The sequence below is a fragment of the Glaciecola sp. 33A genome (genome assembly GCF_002836745.1).
Lineage (GTDB): Bacteria > Pseudomonadota > Gammaproteobacteria > Enterobacterales > Alteromonadaceae > Glaciecola.
Genome location: NZ_PJAR01000041.1, coordinates 198,579 through 215,415, shown reverse-complemented (window position 1 = coordinate 215,415; position 16,837 = coordinate 198,579). Strand labels below are relative to the sequence as shown.

General features: G+C 43.5%; 13 protein-coding genes. 3 read left to right on the top strand and 10 right to left on the bottom strand.

The genetic code is table 11. The features are described from left to right. Positions 1 to 53: 53 nt before the first annotated feature. From CXF81_RS12530 to CXF81_RS12520, 3 genes are read right to left on the bottom strand one after another with little or no spacing between them, the layout of a single operon-like run. On the bottom strand, positions 54 to 905 hold the full coding sequence (locus CXF81_RS12530) for a xylose isomerase (RefSeq protein WP_101181686.1): 852 nt from the start codon (positions 903 to 905) through the stop codon (positions 54 to 56). A gap of 2 nt (positions 906 to 907) precedes the next feature. After that, a complete protein-coding gene (locus tag CXF81_RS12525; protein ID WP_157825559.1) occupies positions 908 to 2,521 on the bottom strand; it encodes a sulfotransferase in 1,614 nt (537 codons plus the stop codon). 41 nt (positions 2,522 to 2,562) lie between these two features. Beyond that, a complete protein-coding gene (locus CXF81_RS12520) occupies positions 2,563 to 4,998 on the bottom strand; it encodes a TonB-dependent receptor (protein WP_101181684.1) in 2,436 nt (811 codons plus the stop codon). A gap of 297 nt (positions 4,999 to 5,295) precedes the next feature. On the opposite strand from CXF81_RS12520, the gene CXF81_RS12515 reads away from it, so the two are divergent. After that, entirely contained in the window at positions 5,296 to 6,201 is a 906-nt protein-coding gene (locus CXF81_RS12515) for a LysR substrate-binding domain-containing protein (RefSeq protein WP_006014115.1), read from the top strand. Between the two features lie 23 nt (positions 6,202 to 6,224). Continuing rightward, on the top strand, positions 6,225 to 7,019 hold the full coding sequence (locus tag CXF81_RS12510) for a helix-turn-helix transcriptional regulator (protein WP_101181683.1): 795 nt from the start codon (positions 6,225 to 6,227) through the stop codon (positions 7,017 to 7,019). A gap of 266 nt (positions 7,020 to 7,285) precedes the next feature. Here the strand turns inward: CXF81_RS12510 and CXF81_RS12505 are convergent, their stop codons facing one another. The 7 genes from CXF81_RS12505 to CXF81_RS12475 all read right to left on the bottom strand — a co-directional run bounded on the left by CXF81_RS12505 (position 7,286) and on the right by CXF81_RS12475 (position 14,352). Continuing rightward, positions 7,286 to 8,218: an alpha/beta fold hydrolase gene (locus CXF81_RS12505; RefSeq protein ID WP_101181682.1), complete on the bottom strand. Its 933-nt coding sequence runs from the start codon at positions 8,216 to 8,218 to the stop codon at positions 7,286 to 7,288. Next, positions 8,215 to 9,063, bottom strand: coding sequence for a DUF1838 family protein (locus CXF81_RS12500; RefSeq protein WP_157825558.1), 849 nt, complete (start codon positions 9,061 to 9,063; stop codon positions 8,215 to 8,217). Before CXF81_RS12500 ends, CXF81_RS12505 begins: the two co-directional genes overlap by 4 nt. Beyond that, positions 9,063 to 9,998 carry a DUF1838 family protein gene (locus CXF81_RS12495; protein WP_101181680.1) on the bottom strand — a complete coding sequence of 312 codons (936 nt, stop codon included), beginning with the start codon at positions 9,996 to 9,998 and terminating at the stop codon, positions 9,063 to 9,065. Before CXF81_RS12495 ends, CXF81_RS12500 begins: the two co-directional genes overlap by 1 nt. A 223-nt stretch (positions 9,999 to 10,221) precedes the next feature. Next, positions 10,222 to 11,127 carry a DUF1838 family protein gene (locus tag CXF81_RS12490; RefSeq protein WP_101181679.1) on the bottom strand — a complete coding sequence of 302 codons (906 nt, stop codon included), beginning with the start codon at positions 11,125 to 11,127 and terminating at the stop codon, positions 10,222 to 10,224. Further along, positions 11,124 to 12,347: a serine hydrolase gene (locus CXF81_RS12485; protein ID WP_157825557.1), complete on the bottom strand. Its 1,224-nt coding sequence runs from the start codon at positions 12,345 to 12,347 to the stop codon at positions 11,124 to 11,126. Before CXF81_RS12485 ends, CXF81_RS12490 begins: the two co-directional genes overlap by 4 nt. A gap of 172 nt (positions 12,348 to 12,519) precedes the next feature. Next, complete coding sequence (locus tag CXF81_RS12480) at positions 12,520 to 13,518, bottom strand: HupE/UreJ family protein (protein ID WP_101181677.1); 999 nt, start codon at positions 13,516 to 13,518, stop codon at positions 12,520 to 12,522. Between the two features lie 3 nt (positions 13,519 to 13,521). Next, entirely contained in the window at positions 13,522 to 14,352 is an 831-nt protein-coding gene (locus CXF81_RS12475) for a peptidyl-prolyl cis-trans isomerase (protein ID WP_101181676.1), read from the bottom strand. 433 nt (positions 14,353 to 14,785) lie between these two features. Here CXF81_RS12475 and CXF81_RS12470 point away from each other — a divergent pair, with 433 nt between their 5' ends. Continuing rightward, positions 14,786 to 16,771: a DUF3604 domain-containing protein gene (locus CXF81_RS12470; RefSeq protein ID WP_157825556.1), complete on the top strand. Its 1,986-nt coding sequence runs from the start codon at positions 14,786 to 14,788 to the stop codon at positions 16,769 to 16,771. The last annotated feature ends 66 nt before the right edge of the window (positions 16,772 to 16,837 follow it).

Sequence of the window (16,837 nt, the reverse complement as noted above, 5' to 3'; positions counted from 1 at the left end):
CGTTTGCATCAATCAGTCTTATAACAATTTATTGTTAATAAGGGAGCCTAAGTTTACTGAATCGCTCGCTGCCAGAGCTGCTCTGCAGTTTCTTTCATCACCAGTGCTTCTTGCCAACGATCACTCAACTCTTCTCCGTCGGCCGCGGTAATAGCGTAAACAGGAGGACCCAGTTCACACACGAAAACGCATGCATCTTGGCTTTCTTTACCATGTCGACTAATCCAATTGTCGAAACCTTCTGACCACCACTGTTGAAATAATTCAAACCAAGGTTTGTTTTGTGGAAACAAAAATGGAATTTGCACTTGCTCTCTTGAACCAACACGGCCATGGAATGCTTCTGCACGGGTAAGAAACTCAGAGATACGTTGATTAGCGAGATCATGTAAAGGTAAATAATACTCTTGGTTGACTAAGGTATGCGATAAGTCTGCGACCATCAATAATTCAGGTACTTGCTCCATTAACTGCAGCGTAAATAACAAGTCGTTGGTCATACAATTACGGTGGATCTCTACTAGAGAAGTGATGTCTGCTTTCGCACTTATTGCCATCCATTCCTTGGTTATGGCAGATATTTGCTCAACATTCCAAGCTTCAACTTGACCTATGATGGCAATGAAGCGTGGTTTGATTGGCTGACTAGAGGCAAATTCGATAATTTCTACATAATGCGCAGAATTTTTTACAAACGCATTATAAACTAAGTCTAAGCCATGTTCCTGCATTAGGGGCATAGCTTCACTGATGACGTCAAAAGTGTGATAACCAATATCAAAACTCACGCCTTTAAATCCGGCCGCTGAAATTTTTTGAATTTTCTCTTCAAGGCTCAATTCAAAACCATCGGGTCTCTTATATTCCATTGCCCACATAGATTGGAAAACATCTAGTTTTGGCATAATCAATCCTTATTGTCGTTCGGCTTGATGCCGTGTTTTGCAAAGATATCCATTAACGGCGTTAGTTGTGTTTCGAATTTACGCCATAAATCAACGGAGCGGCTATAAATAGGCTCCCGTACTTGGCTCGCACTCGCTGTTTGGCTAACACTGTTATTTTGGTGAAAATTAAGACACTCTGGGTCCCAATCTAATTGGCAAAACGCCAGTAATTCGCGAGTTTGCTGTTCTTGGGAAGACACCAAGTGCTCATATTCTATGCTGTATATTTGCTCTGGAAAACGTGACTTCCATTGCAGCATTAATTGACTGTATGCTGCGATGAAATCAGCGGTATCTTTTAGGCAGTATGAATACTCATAGCCACGGTCGAATAACATCTTAAAATTACTCAAGGCTGCATCGAAGGGGTTACGATTAACATGCACAATTTTCGCATGGGGGAAAGCGTGAAGAATTAGGCCGCAATACAAAAAGTTGTAGGGTAGTTTATCCACAAAAATTGGTGCTTCATTGACATAATTATTAGCTAATTGCAGATAGCGTGATGCCAGATCTTTTAATGTTTTAGGCGTTAAACTTTTTACTAAATTTTGGTCGAGTCCTTCTAACCCGGCAGCAATGGGTTTACCTCCAGCTTCAAGCAATGCCATTGGAAAAGCGTTAAGCTCGCCGCCGCTGACTACTTTAGAATGACTTGCCAGAATACGTTCCACTAGGGTGGTGCCGGTCCTTGGTAAGCCTACGATAAAGATAGGTGTTTGCTCATGAGTTTCAGTAGGGGATGGATTTAATGCTGGCTGAGCATCAGAAAACTCAAGCACTGTTTTCATTAATCCCACGTCTTGGGAAATATTATAAGGCCGTTGTTGACGTTTTATTGCTGCGCCTTGGCTATAGTGATCGAAAGCTTGGTGATAATTGCCGATGTCTTCATATATTTTGCCAATCGCATAGTGCAGCATGATGTGACCATTGTCCCCAGGCTCTAATTGTTGCTGACATCTTTCGAGTAATTTTATTGGCGCGTCCGACGTCTTAAATCGACGTAATTGGGACAGGCTATAACATGCTTGGTAATTATTGGGTTCCAGTTCGATGACTTCGCGATGAAGCTTTTCGGCACCGCTAATGTCCCCCTTAAAACGCAACAAAGCGGCTAATTGATTACGACTACTTAAACTGTCGGGCTCAATTTTTAACGCGTTTGAATGTGCCAATACAGCAAGATCAAGTTGATTGGCCATGTAACGCAGCTCGCCGTATTTATTCCATTGTTGGGCATTGCTATGCACGTTTAATAAATCGCTGGCGCTATCAAGTGCTCTGATCGCAGGTCGAAAAACCTGTAGTTGCAGATAACAGCCAGCTAACTGAAAAACATGCCAAACATTGTTTGGTTCACAGTCAATGGCCTTCAATATTGCATTGATGGCCATTTTATTTTGCCCCGTGCGGATGCTTATCTGAGACAGGTCTGACCATAGCTGGGCATCGCTTGGATATTTTGTTAATCCATCAGTACAAATACTAGCCGCTTTATCAATATTATTTGCGGCTAGACTTGTCTGCACCATTTGATGATAATCTGAGCTGTTCTGATTCAAAATATCCATTCTCATCTATGCTTAAACTTGATTAAAAAACGGTTATTACCTTAGAACTTATAACTAATAGAGGCACCGATAGTGCGCGGACGAACGCGGTACAATTGGTCACCCAGCTGCGTTGTGCTGTATTGTTCCCCAGCCTTCACTTCACCTGCAGCAGTATCGATAATATATTTGCCATCACCGTCAGAAGCCGTGGCGTCATCTGCATTAAATAGATTTTCTGCGAATAGCGCAAAGGTCCAGCTATCAACGTCAAATTTAACGCTGGCGTTCCATAAAGTTGAAGCTGGTATCTCGTCATATCCTTGCTCATAAAAAATTGAGGGTTCAAGAAAACCAGTGGTAAATTCCGCTTTGTATGAAACACCCAGTTGAGCGCTCATCACAACGTCTGCAAACTCTTGTCGATAATGCAGTGAGCTAACAAGGGTAGACTCAGGGACACCGGGTAAAGCTTCACCATCTGCAGCGCCAAAGGCACCGTCAGGTATAATGAAATCTTCTGTTAACTCTGCGTTGGTATAGGTGTAGCCAACGTTGAGTTTTAGGTTATCGGTTAGCTTTGTGTTTAGTTCAAGCTCAATTCCTTTAGACGCTGCGCTTTGCGCATTAATCATAGCTGGAAAACCGCCCGCCGGTGATTGTACTAACAGAATTGGGTTTTCCCAGTCAATGTAATAAGCCGTTGCGCTGTAGTAAAGCGAACTATCGAGTAGGTTACCTTTGATCCCAAGCTCATAGTTAGTGGTTTTATCGGGTTCAAAAAATAGGTAATCGTCACTTTCGCCAAAGATGCCGGTGGTTGGTAAGCCATTAGCGCCACCATGGCGAAAACCTTGAGAAATATTTAAATAAACCTTGGTATCAAGATCGATATCGTAAGCGGCATTGAAACGATACAATAAATCACTGAATTCTTTTTCGTCTTCACCCGCGGCATACCCTCGAGGGTCAATACCGGATGACTCGGTATCACCACAAGCAAAGAAACCCAACGTGGTATTCCAAAACGTTTCACATGCAGGTAACAGTACTTCTTGTTTGGCATAAAAGTCTTGCTCAAAATAACGCAGGCCCGCAGTGATGCTGAGTTTATCTGTAGGATAATAAGTGACTTCACCAAATATCGCGTAGTCTTCAAATTCAGTTTCTTGTATGTTGGCATAACCAACATCTGTGCCCACAGGGTTGGTGATATTAAAAGCAGCATCCAAACCATATACATAATCGTAAGCATCAGCGGAAAAATCCACCGAGTTGTAATACACGCCTAACAACCAATCAATATCATTATTAGTTGAACCGGTTAAACGAAATTCTTGAGTAATTGTGTCAGTTTTATAATTTTTCTTACCGACGATGACTTCTGAGGCCGGAGATATACCGCCGGTATAGCCGTAGTAAGAGACATAATAAGGTCCCCACCAAGTTGAGTGACCATAGTTATAGCTTTGGTCGTAGGTACTTTTTGCTTCGTTGCTGGTAATCGACGTAGCGGACGATAAGTCAGCAAAACCTAGATCGTGTTCTATTACCAAAGAAGTGACACTTGTTTCGCGTTCAAATTGTTCAATGATTTTAGCGGCAGACTGATAGCCTTCTAACCCTTCTGACGTAGCTGAGGAGCCTTTTACATCGTCTTTCTGCATATTGTAAGTAAGCAACACTTCGGTTTTGTCGGTAGGTAACCAACGAGCAGACAAGCGAGCCATAGAGACGTCTTCATCATTAATATCTTCAGCACGTAAATAGTCGCCTGTTGGTTGCAGATTTGCATCTAACCCAGCGATATAATCGCTATCGATGTAACCTGCATTTTCAAGCTGTGTAACCACAGCACGAACCGCAAAATTTTCACTAATAGGTACATTTAAGGTGAACTCAAGGTCATGGTTCAGACTTCCAGCTTCATCAGTGGAGGACATTTTTGCTTTCGCTTTACCTGATACTTTGTCGAATTCTGGTTTATTAGGGATGTAACGCAAGGTGCCACCCAACGAACCAGAACCGTACAAGGTTGATTGTGGGCCTTTTAATACTTCAACACGATTCATATCGCGTAATTCAAGATTAGCAAAAATAGGGGTTTCACCAAAATAAACTGAAACGACAGGGTCCGTTGTCATGGCAAAATCTTCTTGAGCACCGCCAGTAAGATTCAGGCCACGCATGATAATTCCTGAAGATATACCATTTTTGCCACGGCCAACGTCCGTTAACGTTAGACCTGGTATAGATCTGGCTAAGCTTGAAAAATCTGTAATTCCGGCATCTGACAACGCTGTGCCACTATAGGCTGAAATACTGTAAGGTACTTCCTGAATGCTGGTTTCGCGACGGGTAGCTGTGACAGATATTTTTTCAATGTCATTTATTTGAGGCTTTTGAGCTTCAGTAGACTCCGTTTGAGCCAAGCTGTATAGCGGAGAACCGAAACAGGCGCAGCACACTGCAACTTTTAATTTGCTTAGTTTGAACATCACAATACTCCGTAGGATTAAATCTTATAGTCACTATAATAAGTGTGTATTTTGTTTAGCCGACCCGCATACTATTAATTTGTGTTTTAACCCGCAAACGACCAAAATTACTGGCGGCATTCCAAAATGTAATGGTTTGTGAAATAATCTCCCGACTGAAGGAAAAAATGTTTTTATGTTCTGATGGTAAGTCTTGATGTATTTATCAAGGGGCGTTGTTTATGCTGCAATCAGCAAGTGACTCTACTGAAATTGAGCTCGTAGAACAAGTTCGTGTTAATGGCTAAGGTGCGTTGAGTGAAAGGAAAACTTCCTAGTATTATTTCTTTACAGTGTTTTGATGCGGTTTGCCATCATTTGAATATGACTTACGCTGGTGAGGCTTTGTTCTTGACACAAAGTGCAGTTAGTCGACAGGTTAAAAACCTTGAAAGCTTAATTGGCAGAAAGCTTTTTTATCGACAGGACAATCAATTAACGTTAACTCCTATCGGCGAGCAATATGCTGAAGAGGTACACAAGATATTAAGCAGTCTTCGTGCGGTCACTCAAAAAATATCCTCTAACACTAAAGATACCAAAACTATAAAATTAAAAGTGGTAACCGAGCCCACTTTTGCAATTGCTTGGCTAATGCCGAAGTTACACGAGTTTTATATTAATTATCCTGATATTGAAATTGATTTAGGCACAGATTTCGAAGCCGTCACCCGCAATACTCGCCGTTGTGATTTCGCTATTTTATGGGGAAATGGTAGCTGGCCTCATTATTACGCTGAACCATTACGCCACGATACATTTTTGGCTGTTTGTACTCCTAGGTATTTAAGAGGCAGAAAACCAGTCAAAACAATGCGAGAGGTAGCGAATTTTGATTTCATTCATCAAAGTAGTGCTATGTCGACCACCGATGAGTGGTTTTTAAAAGCAGGCATGACTGAAAAAGAAATTTCTATGATCGGTGGGCAACACTTTGACTATTTCATTTATTTATTACAGGCAGTCAAAAACAATATTGGAGTATCAATACTCCCTGAATATTTAGTAAAAGATGCAATTATAGAAGGTGAATTAATTGTAGCCTGCGAAGAGAGTTTAAAACCGAGTCAACGATTCCATATACTTTATGATAAAGAAAGACAGGATGATTATGCCATTCGTCAATTCAGAAAATGGTTGTTGAGTCATAAAAATGATATGTAATTTACACGCAGGACAATTACCTCATGTCTGCTAATAGTTTAACTCATCAGGTGGCCTTAATAGATGCTTTGGGCACCAACAATTTTTTTTCAGTATTGATCAAGCTGTTTGAATCCCAGCTATCGGTAGATAGTAGCTCTGTTATTTTTTATAACAAAAATATGCCACCTGAGTTGCTGTTTGCAAACTTACTTGAACATGAAGACAAGATTTTTTACGCCCGTTTTCTCGATGGCGCATATGTTGCTAGCCCCGCTTATCAAGGCTTCATGAATAACTATGCTGATGGCGTTTATTCTTGGTCTGAGTTGATGCCAGACGGCTTTAAAAATTCACAAATGTACGCGTCTTATTACCAGCCAAGCGGTATCGAAGATCTCGTTTATTTTTTCATTAATAATGGTGACTTAGGTTTTATTCAATTTTGTCTTGGTCGACATTCTCCCAACCCAAAATTTAGCCCCGTTGAGTTAAGCCTATTTGCAACGATGGGTCTGTTGGTTACTTCATTAATCCGCAAGCATGTGGCATTCACATTGCAGCAACAGGCACAACAAGTGCTTCCGCTGTCTGCGGTAGTGTCAGAACGAGTAACCTATTTACTGGATAACTTTGAAGCAGAAGTATTGACCCGTAGAGAAAGACAAATTGCTAAATTAGTGATTACTGGACATTCGTCACAGTCAGCCGCAGACAATTTAAATATTTCTCCCGGCACAGAACGAGTGCACCGCGCAAAGCTATATGCCAAATTGAAATTACGCTCAAACTCAGAACTTTTTTCCTATTTTTTGGATCAGCTCACTCGACTATACTAAAAACGTTTAGTATCGACTAAATGATAAATCGATATATTTTGTAAAGGTCTAATGCGTCATTAGTAGCGCGAATACCAGAGTCAGTAATTAATATTTTGTTTTCATCTGAATTAATCAAATGCAGACACATTGTACATCCGGCGTAAATCTAACGAGCAACCGCTTCGGAGGGCGCTAACGAGTCTGTTTGCTCGCCAAAAGGGCTAGAGCGCTGAGTCCAAAGATATCCCACAAGTCAATCTGATATCGTATTAGCTGTCCCAATATCAGTCAGCGGAAACAATGCACGAATTAAAATCTAGCGCCTGCGCAGCAAAGCTTCTGAGTTCAGTATTAAAGCGGGTCGGCTGTTCATAAAAAACTGAGTGGCCAGCTCCGGTATAAACAGATAAGCACACGTTAGGAATAGTCTGTGATAGAAGTTTAGCATCTTTTAGCATGCCAGCATTGTCATCTGCACCCATCGCTAATAAAACCGGCAACTTAGTAACCGTATTAAGCAGATCTTGATTATCCAACGTTCGGCTGTACATAGCGCGACGCGCGTAAACTGGAAACATGGCAGCAATAGCTTTGAATACGTTTTGCTCTGATTGTGGTGCAGGGGTGGTCGTAAGCCAACCCACCATGCGTTCAATTGCAGCTACCTGATCACGCGGATCTGAGCTCAACTGCAGCTGTCTAATATGCAAAAACTCAGCAGTGTTAGGATCATCCTCAGTTGGCAGGGTATATGGACGTAATGCTCCCAAGGAACCACTAAAAACTACGCCAGCGATTTTCGACGTGTCATGTTGACGTATATAGTCAAGCAACACTAAGGTTCCGTAAGACCAAGCAACAATCACCGGTTTGCGTGCTTGGGTTGCAGAGATAACTGCCTCTAGGTCCTGCGCCCACGTCTCTGAGTGAATATAAGCTTCTGTATCCCAGGGCTTGCCAGACGCGCCATGCCCGCGTAAATCGAAAGCAACCAAATAGAAATCGTCAGCCAGCCCGGATTCAAGCTGTTTATGAAAACTGTAATGACTCTGGCCAATGCCGTGTATAAATATAATAGCGGGCCGCTGCGAACTACCCGCAGTGACGACCGTTAAAGGAACATCACCGGCCCCTTTCACCGTGCTGTAATTAAGTTTCGTTTCGGCCTGACAAGTCGTTCCAAAGAAAAAACTCAACAAGATTAATAAGCGGATCATATATCACCCCTAGATTGAAAAAAATTCGGATCCTCACGGCGCAGTCTTTGCAATAACTGCGATGGATAGTCAGAAGCACGATCAAGTTTAACGCCAGAAACTTGCCACCAGAGTGTTCCCGCAGGATCTTCCCCCGCCACCATATTCATCCAGTCGCGCCATGCTTCCACTGCTGAAAAATTCAAACGCGATGGAATTCTTTTTAACTTGGGGTTAGCTAACTGCTGCCAGTCACTAGAGTAGGTCATGAGATCAGCTTTAGGGAATAACGGCATTTCAGGCGCCGACGATATAACTTCTCGCTGCATATGAGCAACATTTCCCAGTTTAAACCAAGGACGCTTTGCGCCAGGCATTTGGGTCTCAGCTGCAGTCGCAGCCGCTTGCACAATTTTATTACCTAATATGCTGACCTCACTCGGGCCATAGCGCGTGACCGGCACGTCGCACACTTTGCCTGTATATGGGTTAGTCCACTTATCAAGGGGTTGTTCTGTATTCCAATCTAGAAACATGCCTATGTAGCGTGACTCAGCCCGGTATTCAAAACGGGAACGGCGAGAATAGTGAGAGCAGCCTGCACCCACTGTTTTAAATAGTGGTCTCGCTGGCTGCCCAGCAACGAGACCGTAAACACTGCCTTGCACTAAGTCGTAAACAGGTTCGTTATCTAAGCTACCCGTTAGCTTGATAAAAGCCTTCAGATTAGCTTGAGGATCGTCTAGGTTTAGGTCATATCTTTTTGCATGCGGGCCAGCAGCTGGAGCGATCGCGCAACTCGATGCAGCGAGGCCAGCGATGCCCGCCATGCCCCTAAGAAATTCACGTCGATGTATTACTTTCACTACAGTTTAAACGATAAAGGATTGTCAAAATCTTCCCAACGCGGGCGCAGTAGATCCGGATACTCTCGTCGAGTTCGGTCTAGGAGCTCGTCCGGAAGCTCTTCAACAGAGTTAATCTTTTTGCCATCAAACATCGCACTTAAGTGACCTGGACGGCCCTTCATGTTCATCCAACGCGGATAGTCGTAGAGGTAATTACCGACGAAATGCGACGGTAGCGACGTGATTGAAGATTTGGTGAACTCATCGAATGGACACCACTGAACGGAGTTTTCCTGATGGGTTGTTGGGATCTCGGGAGGTGCACCGCGCACGCATTCCATTTTAATTAACTCGTCTTCACGCCGAAACATCGAGTAACGCTTCTGGTAAGTCCCATCACCGTTTACGTTGCGAAAACCATCCGGACTTTGCACCGTGCCGGGATCATTGAGTATTAAAGAAGGTGATACTTGCAGTGTCTCGCCTGTCACTGGATTTAAAACAGTATTGGTAAACTTGCCTGTCTCTAAGTCACGGGGATACGAGAGATTATGCGCATGTAGGCGAAAATTATTATTACCCAAATGTCGTAGATAACTAAACTCTATTCCTTCGTAGCGCATCAGGGGCACAGGTGCACTTTTCACAGGCACCATAAAAACAATCCAATGATACCAAGTCAAAGTGTGACTTTGTTCGGCGAGGTCCCGCTCCATCCTTAAATGATGATGCAGCTTAGCAACCGGATCATCGAAAAATAGAAACTCAGACTTTACCTTCGCTACACCGTGTTCTTTGGGCGTGGGCGGGATCGGGATTATGGGTCTTGTACCTGCGTGCGCTATTGGCACTATTGCAGCTCCTAAACCAACGCCTAGACCAGCCAAACTGGCAGTTAAAAACTTACGACGGCTATTTAATGGGCTTAATGGTACCTGCGTGGTTCTGTTCATGTCTTCTCCGTAAATTGACTTAAATGGTTTCACGTCGACTTAGATGTTAGCCGCTTATTTTTGAGTTTTTATGTGGCCAGCTAAGCTTCCTCTTACGAAATATTAAGGCCCAATTGAGGCTTCACTGATTTATTCGAGATCCACTCACGCTATCACTTACAGAACCTATCAGAGCAATACGTCAGTATCTATTGCATAATTTTAACCGTTGTATAAGTAAAAATTATAGCAAGGAGTCAAGTATTGCGCCCGGATCCGCCACCACATCTGGATGAATCTTCCGAGTATGTTCTAAAAAATCCTCTGGCAGATCATTAACTGAGTTCGCCCTGCGACCAAAACCGTTGGATGATGTATGCCCCGGCAGGTCGCCCATTTTCATCCAAGGACGCCAGCTTGTCATTGCTGAATAGGCTACGGTCGAATTTACCTTATTTAGTTTCGGATCTAGCACTTCAGCCAAAGGTGACGACCAAATGGTCGATTCTTTATAAAACATGGAGGGCAACTTCGCGTCTGTCGGATAAACCCGACCATATTCCTCGTGGCGTAAGAATAAGTCACCGGCGTCCACCTTACCGATTTCAATCGACTTGCTCATAGACACCTCACTGGCCGGAGCGAACTCATCCTCATTAGTATTTGCAGCCGGTGCAAATGTCTCTTTTTCATCTAGGTTAACCGCAAATCGAGTTTTTACGGGCCCAAAGCGATAGGGGGGAACACGCACAGTCTGATTAGAGAAAGGCATAACGAGCGTATCGAGCAACGCGCCCGTCTCAAAATCAGTGTAGTGTGTAATTTCGAAAGCAACAATCTCAAACACTTTGTCGGTTACTCTGTGGCGGCGGGAGAAAGTAGCTGATACAAAACCACAAACCGGCTCAATGCGCCCCTGCGATACGGCAAAACGTTTAGCCCGCACCCAGCCGATAGACATTTCGGGTCCAAGAGAAAAACGCATTTTCATACAGGCACGTAACAAGTCGGGATCTCTGTTAAGAACCAGACCTTGGGCCTGAGTGTGCCTGCTAGGCAAAACACCTAAGCCAAGTAGAGCCGCCCCAGTGGTGGCACCTAGCAAAAGATTACGGCGATCATGATTAATATTATTGGTAGGTTTATTCATTCTGTTATTTCCTCAGGCTCTACAGCATTGTCGATTTTTCGTAGGCCGGGTAATATCAAATTAGGTAATGTAGAGGTCTTCCAGTTAGCGTCATAATATCCAAGCCTTAAAATAACCAGTTCATGCTCTGGCAAAACATACATCGTCCGATAGCCACCCCCCTCCAAGAAAAAAACGCCTTCACTTGCTATTGGTTCACCGTGGGGAGCAACCAAATCGCCACCTTGCACGTAAATTCGGCCTAGTGAGGGATCTGGATTACCGACCCATATCTGATAACCGTAATTTGGACTAAATTGCGAGGGTGTTGTCATCTCGTCAACCCAACCTTTGGGCCATAACTGCTTTTCCCCTACTCGGCCATCATTTAAAAGTGCAGCACCGTAACGCAACCAGTCACGCGGAGTAGCGCGAAAGCAGCAGTAAACCGCCGGCATGCCGTTCTCACTATCCGTGTAAAGATACGACGGGCCAGCTCCAAGAGGTTGCCATAGCCGAGTATTGAAATAACTCTCATACTCTTCACCAGTAGCCGATTCAAGCACAGCGCCAAGCAATTGGGCATTGGCGTTAGACAGGGCAAAAAACTCACCGGGTTGGTTAGCCAGATCAAAGCGTAAAGCCGCCGCACGAAAGTCGCCGCCAAGAGCAAGTCGAGTGTTTTTATTGTCTGGGTCCGGGTCGCCAGCGAGCATTGGATTTTCCAGTCCACTTAAATTATGCAGTAGATTACGGATAGTGATCTGACCGCGTGGGTCATCGCCCCATTCTGGTAAATATAGCGCGACTGGATCATCGACACTATTAATCGAGCCTTCTTGGATCGCCTTAGCGATTAAGGGGGATATGAACGAACGGGTCATGGCGCGTCCGGAAAATAGAGAGTCAGCCTGTATGTCTTGCCAGTAACGTTCCAGTTGAACAACACCGCGGTGCAAAACTATCAGCGCCGCGCTGTTATGCGCCTCAGCCCAAACAGCAGCGGCGTTTAGCGCCTCACTCTCAATACTGGCATTGTTTGCGTCAGCCAATGGAAAAAAAGGTTGTTTGTCGCCAGTGACCTCGACTACAGGTTGATAATAGCTGGCCGGCCACTCACCTGCGTTTTCAGGTAAAGTGTGCCAGCGGTACCAGAATCGCCAATCAAGAAAAGCAGCAGTTATCACCAAAATAGTGATAACTGCTGCTGCGGTAATTAAGGCTGCAATATTACGAGTCAAAAGACTATCTCCTATATTAAAAAAAAGTAAAACTGAAAACGTTGGCAGAGGTTTTATTTAAGTCAGTTTTACTAGCAAAAATATCAATGACACAGAATAGATTTAAAATAACATACAATGATATTAGTATATATCATTATAACTTTCAATCATTTCCTTATAGATGATATGCTCAAAAATTAACAAGTCTTTGCAGGAGCCAATAGCTTGCGGTTGTTCCGCAACCGTAACTAACAAGATAACGTATTCTACGTAAACTGAAGCTTGGTATGAGCTGTTTTAGTGAAGCAAAACATAATAATAAAATGGCGACAAATAGTAATTGTCCAATCTCAACACCGATATTAAAACTCAACAATGCGGTTACTTTTTCTTCCCCTGGCAATCCTATATCCGCGAGCACTGAGGCAAATCCAAATCCATGTAAAAGACCGAAAGAGGATGACACTACCACTGGGTACCGAAGTGTCAGACTATGTTCTCGCTGTTTGGTAATCTCCACAGACAGAAAGATAATACTTAGCGCGATGACTGCTTCAACCGGAGCAATTGGAATAGTCAATACACCGGTTGCTGCCATGATTAAGGTAATAGAGTGTGCTATCGTAAAGCCCGTAATTGTCCACAATAATTTACCAAACGTACTGCATAGATATATCAAACAACCTACGAACAACAAATGGTCAAGACCAATCAGGATATGCTCTACACCTAAAAACAGGTACGTTAAAATTGTGTTTTGGAGCGTCTCATGAAAGTCACTTCTAAGGGTAAATGAAGGCTTATCAATATTCAGTACTTCAGTAATAACGGTATTGTTTTTGTCAATAATCCTTACCAGCACATCGCTACTATTGCCGATAAATCCTTCAATATTTACACTAAGACCTTGCAAGCCATTTGTGCGACTTATTGTCCATTCCTGCAGATGGGCATTATTGGTAAATTGAGAACGAGGCTGAGAAACAACGTTTACATTCTCATCAAAAAAAACCTCCAAACTTAACCGTTGACTTGCCGTAACAGGTACTTTCCATTTGACTAAAAATTCTGTGTCCGTTAGTTGTTCCACACTCAAGGATGCCGGCCGCATATCATCAGCATGAGCGGACGGAAAAATCAGGATACAAAGGAGAATCAAAATATAAAGAGCTAACATTTTATTTTTCATACGTTATCGATCTTCCTGCATTAAACCTTCAATGTGAATTTCATAACGTTCAAATAGGGTTGCTTCAAAGTTAATTTTGGCTTCGCGCTTTTGCTGATATTTCATATCATCAATTACTTTGTCATAAACTAGGGCAAGTTCAGGTAACACAGCTTTTTCGACCCTTGTGATATTAACAAAATGCCAACCTAGACTCGACTGAAGAGGCCCCTGCCATTGGCCAGTTTCAAGCTTTATAAAAATGTTAATAAAAGCGGTGCCGAACTGGCGTTCGATATCTGACTCTGAACTCGAGACGAGTAAACTTGGCAGCAAGGTATTGTCTCCGGAAGGTTTATGTCCTGAAGCGATGTGAATTTTTTGTTTTTCAATAATTGTATTTAGGTCTTCTTTATTTCGTTCACGTGATATAAATATTTGTTCAAAACTGTAACGAGATCCCTCTAAATACTTTTCCTTATTCTTTTGATAGAAGTTATTTATTTCACTTTGTGTCACGTTTTTCAGCATAGTATTTTGTAGCATAAACTCCATTTTTTGACGTAAACGGCGCTTTATTACTGCATCATTTTTGTCCAAGTTAAGTGCTCTGGCTTCTTGATTATAAATTTCATCAAGAGCATATTCTCGGATCAGTAGTGTTAGTTCTTCATCGTTTGGGGAGCGTAGCCATATTTTCTGGAAACCAACGTTCAGTTGTTCAACTCGCCCCTTAGATATATTGATGACATTATTGCGGTCTGTAGGTGGATTTAGTACATCAAATATCACAAAAAATAGTATTGCTATAAGCAAAAAATGCAGCAGGGGTTCTTTGACTATATTTTTCCACATAATTATTGTTTTCTTAAAATAGTAAAAAGGCAATATAACAATGTTGCTGAACAATCATCTGCACCTATTTGTCCTTCTCAGCATTGAATCGTTTAGCATCATCAGCGGTTTAGCTTGAGCTTAGAGTTTGAGCAGCTAAACAGTCATTGCTTGATGTTGGCTTAACCCAGTCATCGATAACCCCTTACCTTCAAGTAAATATTATTTGTTATAATGATATGCCATTATATGATATCATATGCCGGAACTGTGCAAATAGTCAAATAAGCTTTATCAGCATGACGGCCACATGTCTTCATTAGGACATATCGTCGCAACTAAGCGAACATTATAAAAACGACTATATTTTTCGTTACACACTGTGACAATTGGCCCTGGTGCTATGGAGGAACTAGCTGTTCCGCTTTCAAAACAAAACAACGCAGGTAACTTCATGAAACATAATAATACGCATTTAGCAGCTCTGGGACTTCTTCTTGCAATGCCCTTCACTTTACCTGCAAATACCGCGTCATCTTCAGACGACCTCGTTAACTACAGCGAAGTGAGGGAGGTATGCGCCTCTCGCAACGCGAACCGTAACGCCTACTTTGGTGATCTGCATATTCATACTGGGTATTCCTACGATGCCATACAGCTTGGTATTAAAAATACGCCAGCCGATGCCTATCGTTTTGCACAGGGTGAATCGATACCGATCCCACCGTTCGACCAGAACGGAGTTCCGCTCTCAATGGCACAGCTTAAAACGCCACTGGATTTTGCCGCCGTCACAGACCATGCGGAGTTCTTCGGAGAGTTTTCTATATGCACGGATACGACTAATAAGCTATATCACACGAGTACGTGCAGTGGACTTCGTGGTGAAAATTTTTCAGGCTATTTTGAGTTCATAAAAGTGGTTCTCGATGAAGACCCTAAGCGTATCGCTGAAATCTGCGGCGCAGACGGCGCAGCATGTCTTGAGGCTGCAAAGTCTCCCTGGAAGGCTACGCAAGAAATGGCAGAGGCGGCGTACGACCGGTCTTCTGCATGTAAATTTACCACTTTCATCGCTTACGAATATACGGGTACAACCAACTCCAACAACATTCATCGCAATGTCATCTTTCGCAATGCGATTGTGCCGGAACAGGCCATATCCTATATCGAGGCACCCACAGCGCCTGCACTTTGGGCCCAGCTCGCCGAGCGCTGCCATAAGGACTTACCTAATTGTGACGTGCTTGCCATTCCACATAACTCGAACATTAGCGCTGGAGCGATGTTCGCTTCTTTTGCCGCTGAGCGCGAGAAAGCAAAATCCGCTGCCGAACGCGCTGCCATCAGAAATGCCATGGAGCCGATAATGGAGATTTTTCAACACAAAGGTAATTCCGAATGCTTCAACGGCCTACCCGGGATACTTGGCCAGCCCGATGAACTTTGTAATATGGAACAGGTGCGAACACTCGGTGAAAAGATAGATCGCAGCGGTACCAAACAGGTAGTTGAGTTTTGCACAGAGGACGAGGTTGGCCGTCGCGGATTTTCTCGCTTTGGTTGTATCTCTAAAAATGACTTTTTTCGCAGTGTACTGCTTACAGGCTTGCAGGACGAAGCTTCCATCGGCTTAAACTCATATCGTCTAGGCATAATCGCATCGACGGATACACACTTAGGTACATCCGGTGCTACCGATGAGAAAACCTACCCCGGACATCTGGTAACAGAAAGTACGCTGGAAGAACGATTGGTCCCGCCAATAAGTTCACCGCAGCTCCTTGATGGCAACCCCGGAGGTCTCGCTGGAATATGGGCTGTCGAAAATTCTCGTGATGCGCTTTTCAATGCCATGGAGAACCGAGAGGTTTTCGGTACCTCAGGTACACGCATTCGACCTCGTTTTTTCGCGGGCTGGGATATAGCCGACAACGCGTGTGAGCTTTCTGACTCAGCTGCTCATGGCTACGAACATGGCGTCCCAATGGGTGCTGAACTTGGTTCTGCGCCACAAAACAGCAAGGCAAAATTCCTGATAACGGCAATACAAGACCCCAACGCCGCTCCACTACAGAAACTCCAAATCATCAAAGGTTGGGTAGATGCAGCGGGTAATTCTCGAAATAAGGTTATCGATGTTGTGGGTGTTGAAAATACCAAAGGCGCCGTTGATCTGGATACTGGCGTGTGGAGTGGAAGCGGCGCAAGCACCTTGTGTGCAGTTTATGAAGATAGCGAGTTTGACGTGTCACAATCGGCTTACTATTACTTGCGCGCCTTAGAAGTACCTACTCTTCGTTGGAGCTGGGCACAATGTGCGGCGCTTCCCGCTAAGAAGCGTCCTGTCGCTTGTGATAACGATGCACCAAAAACTCTTCAAGAGATGGCATGGACCTCACCTATTTGGTATTCATCTTTGAAGGAAAGTGCGAAATAAAAAAGCAGTTACCATTCAATAATGATAACTGCTAATAGTGTAACAAAGCCCAACATAGTTGGGGTC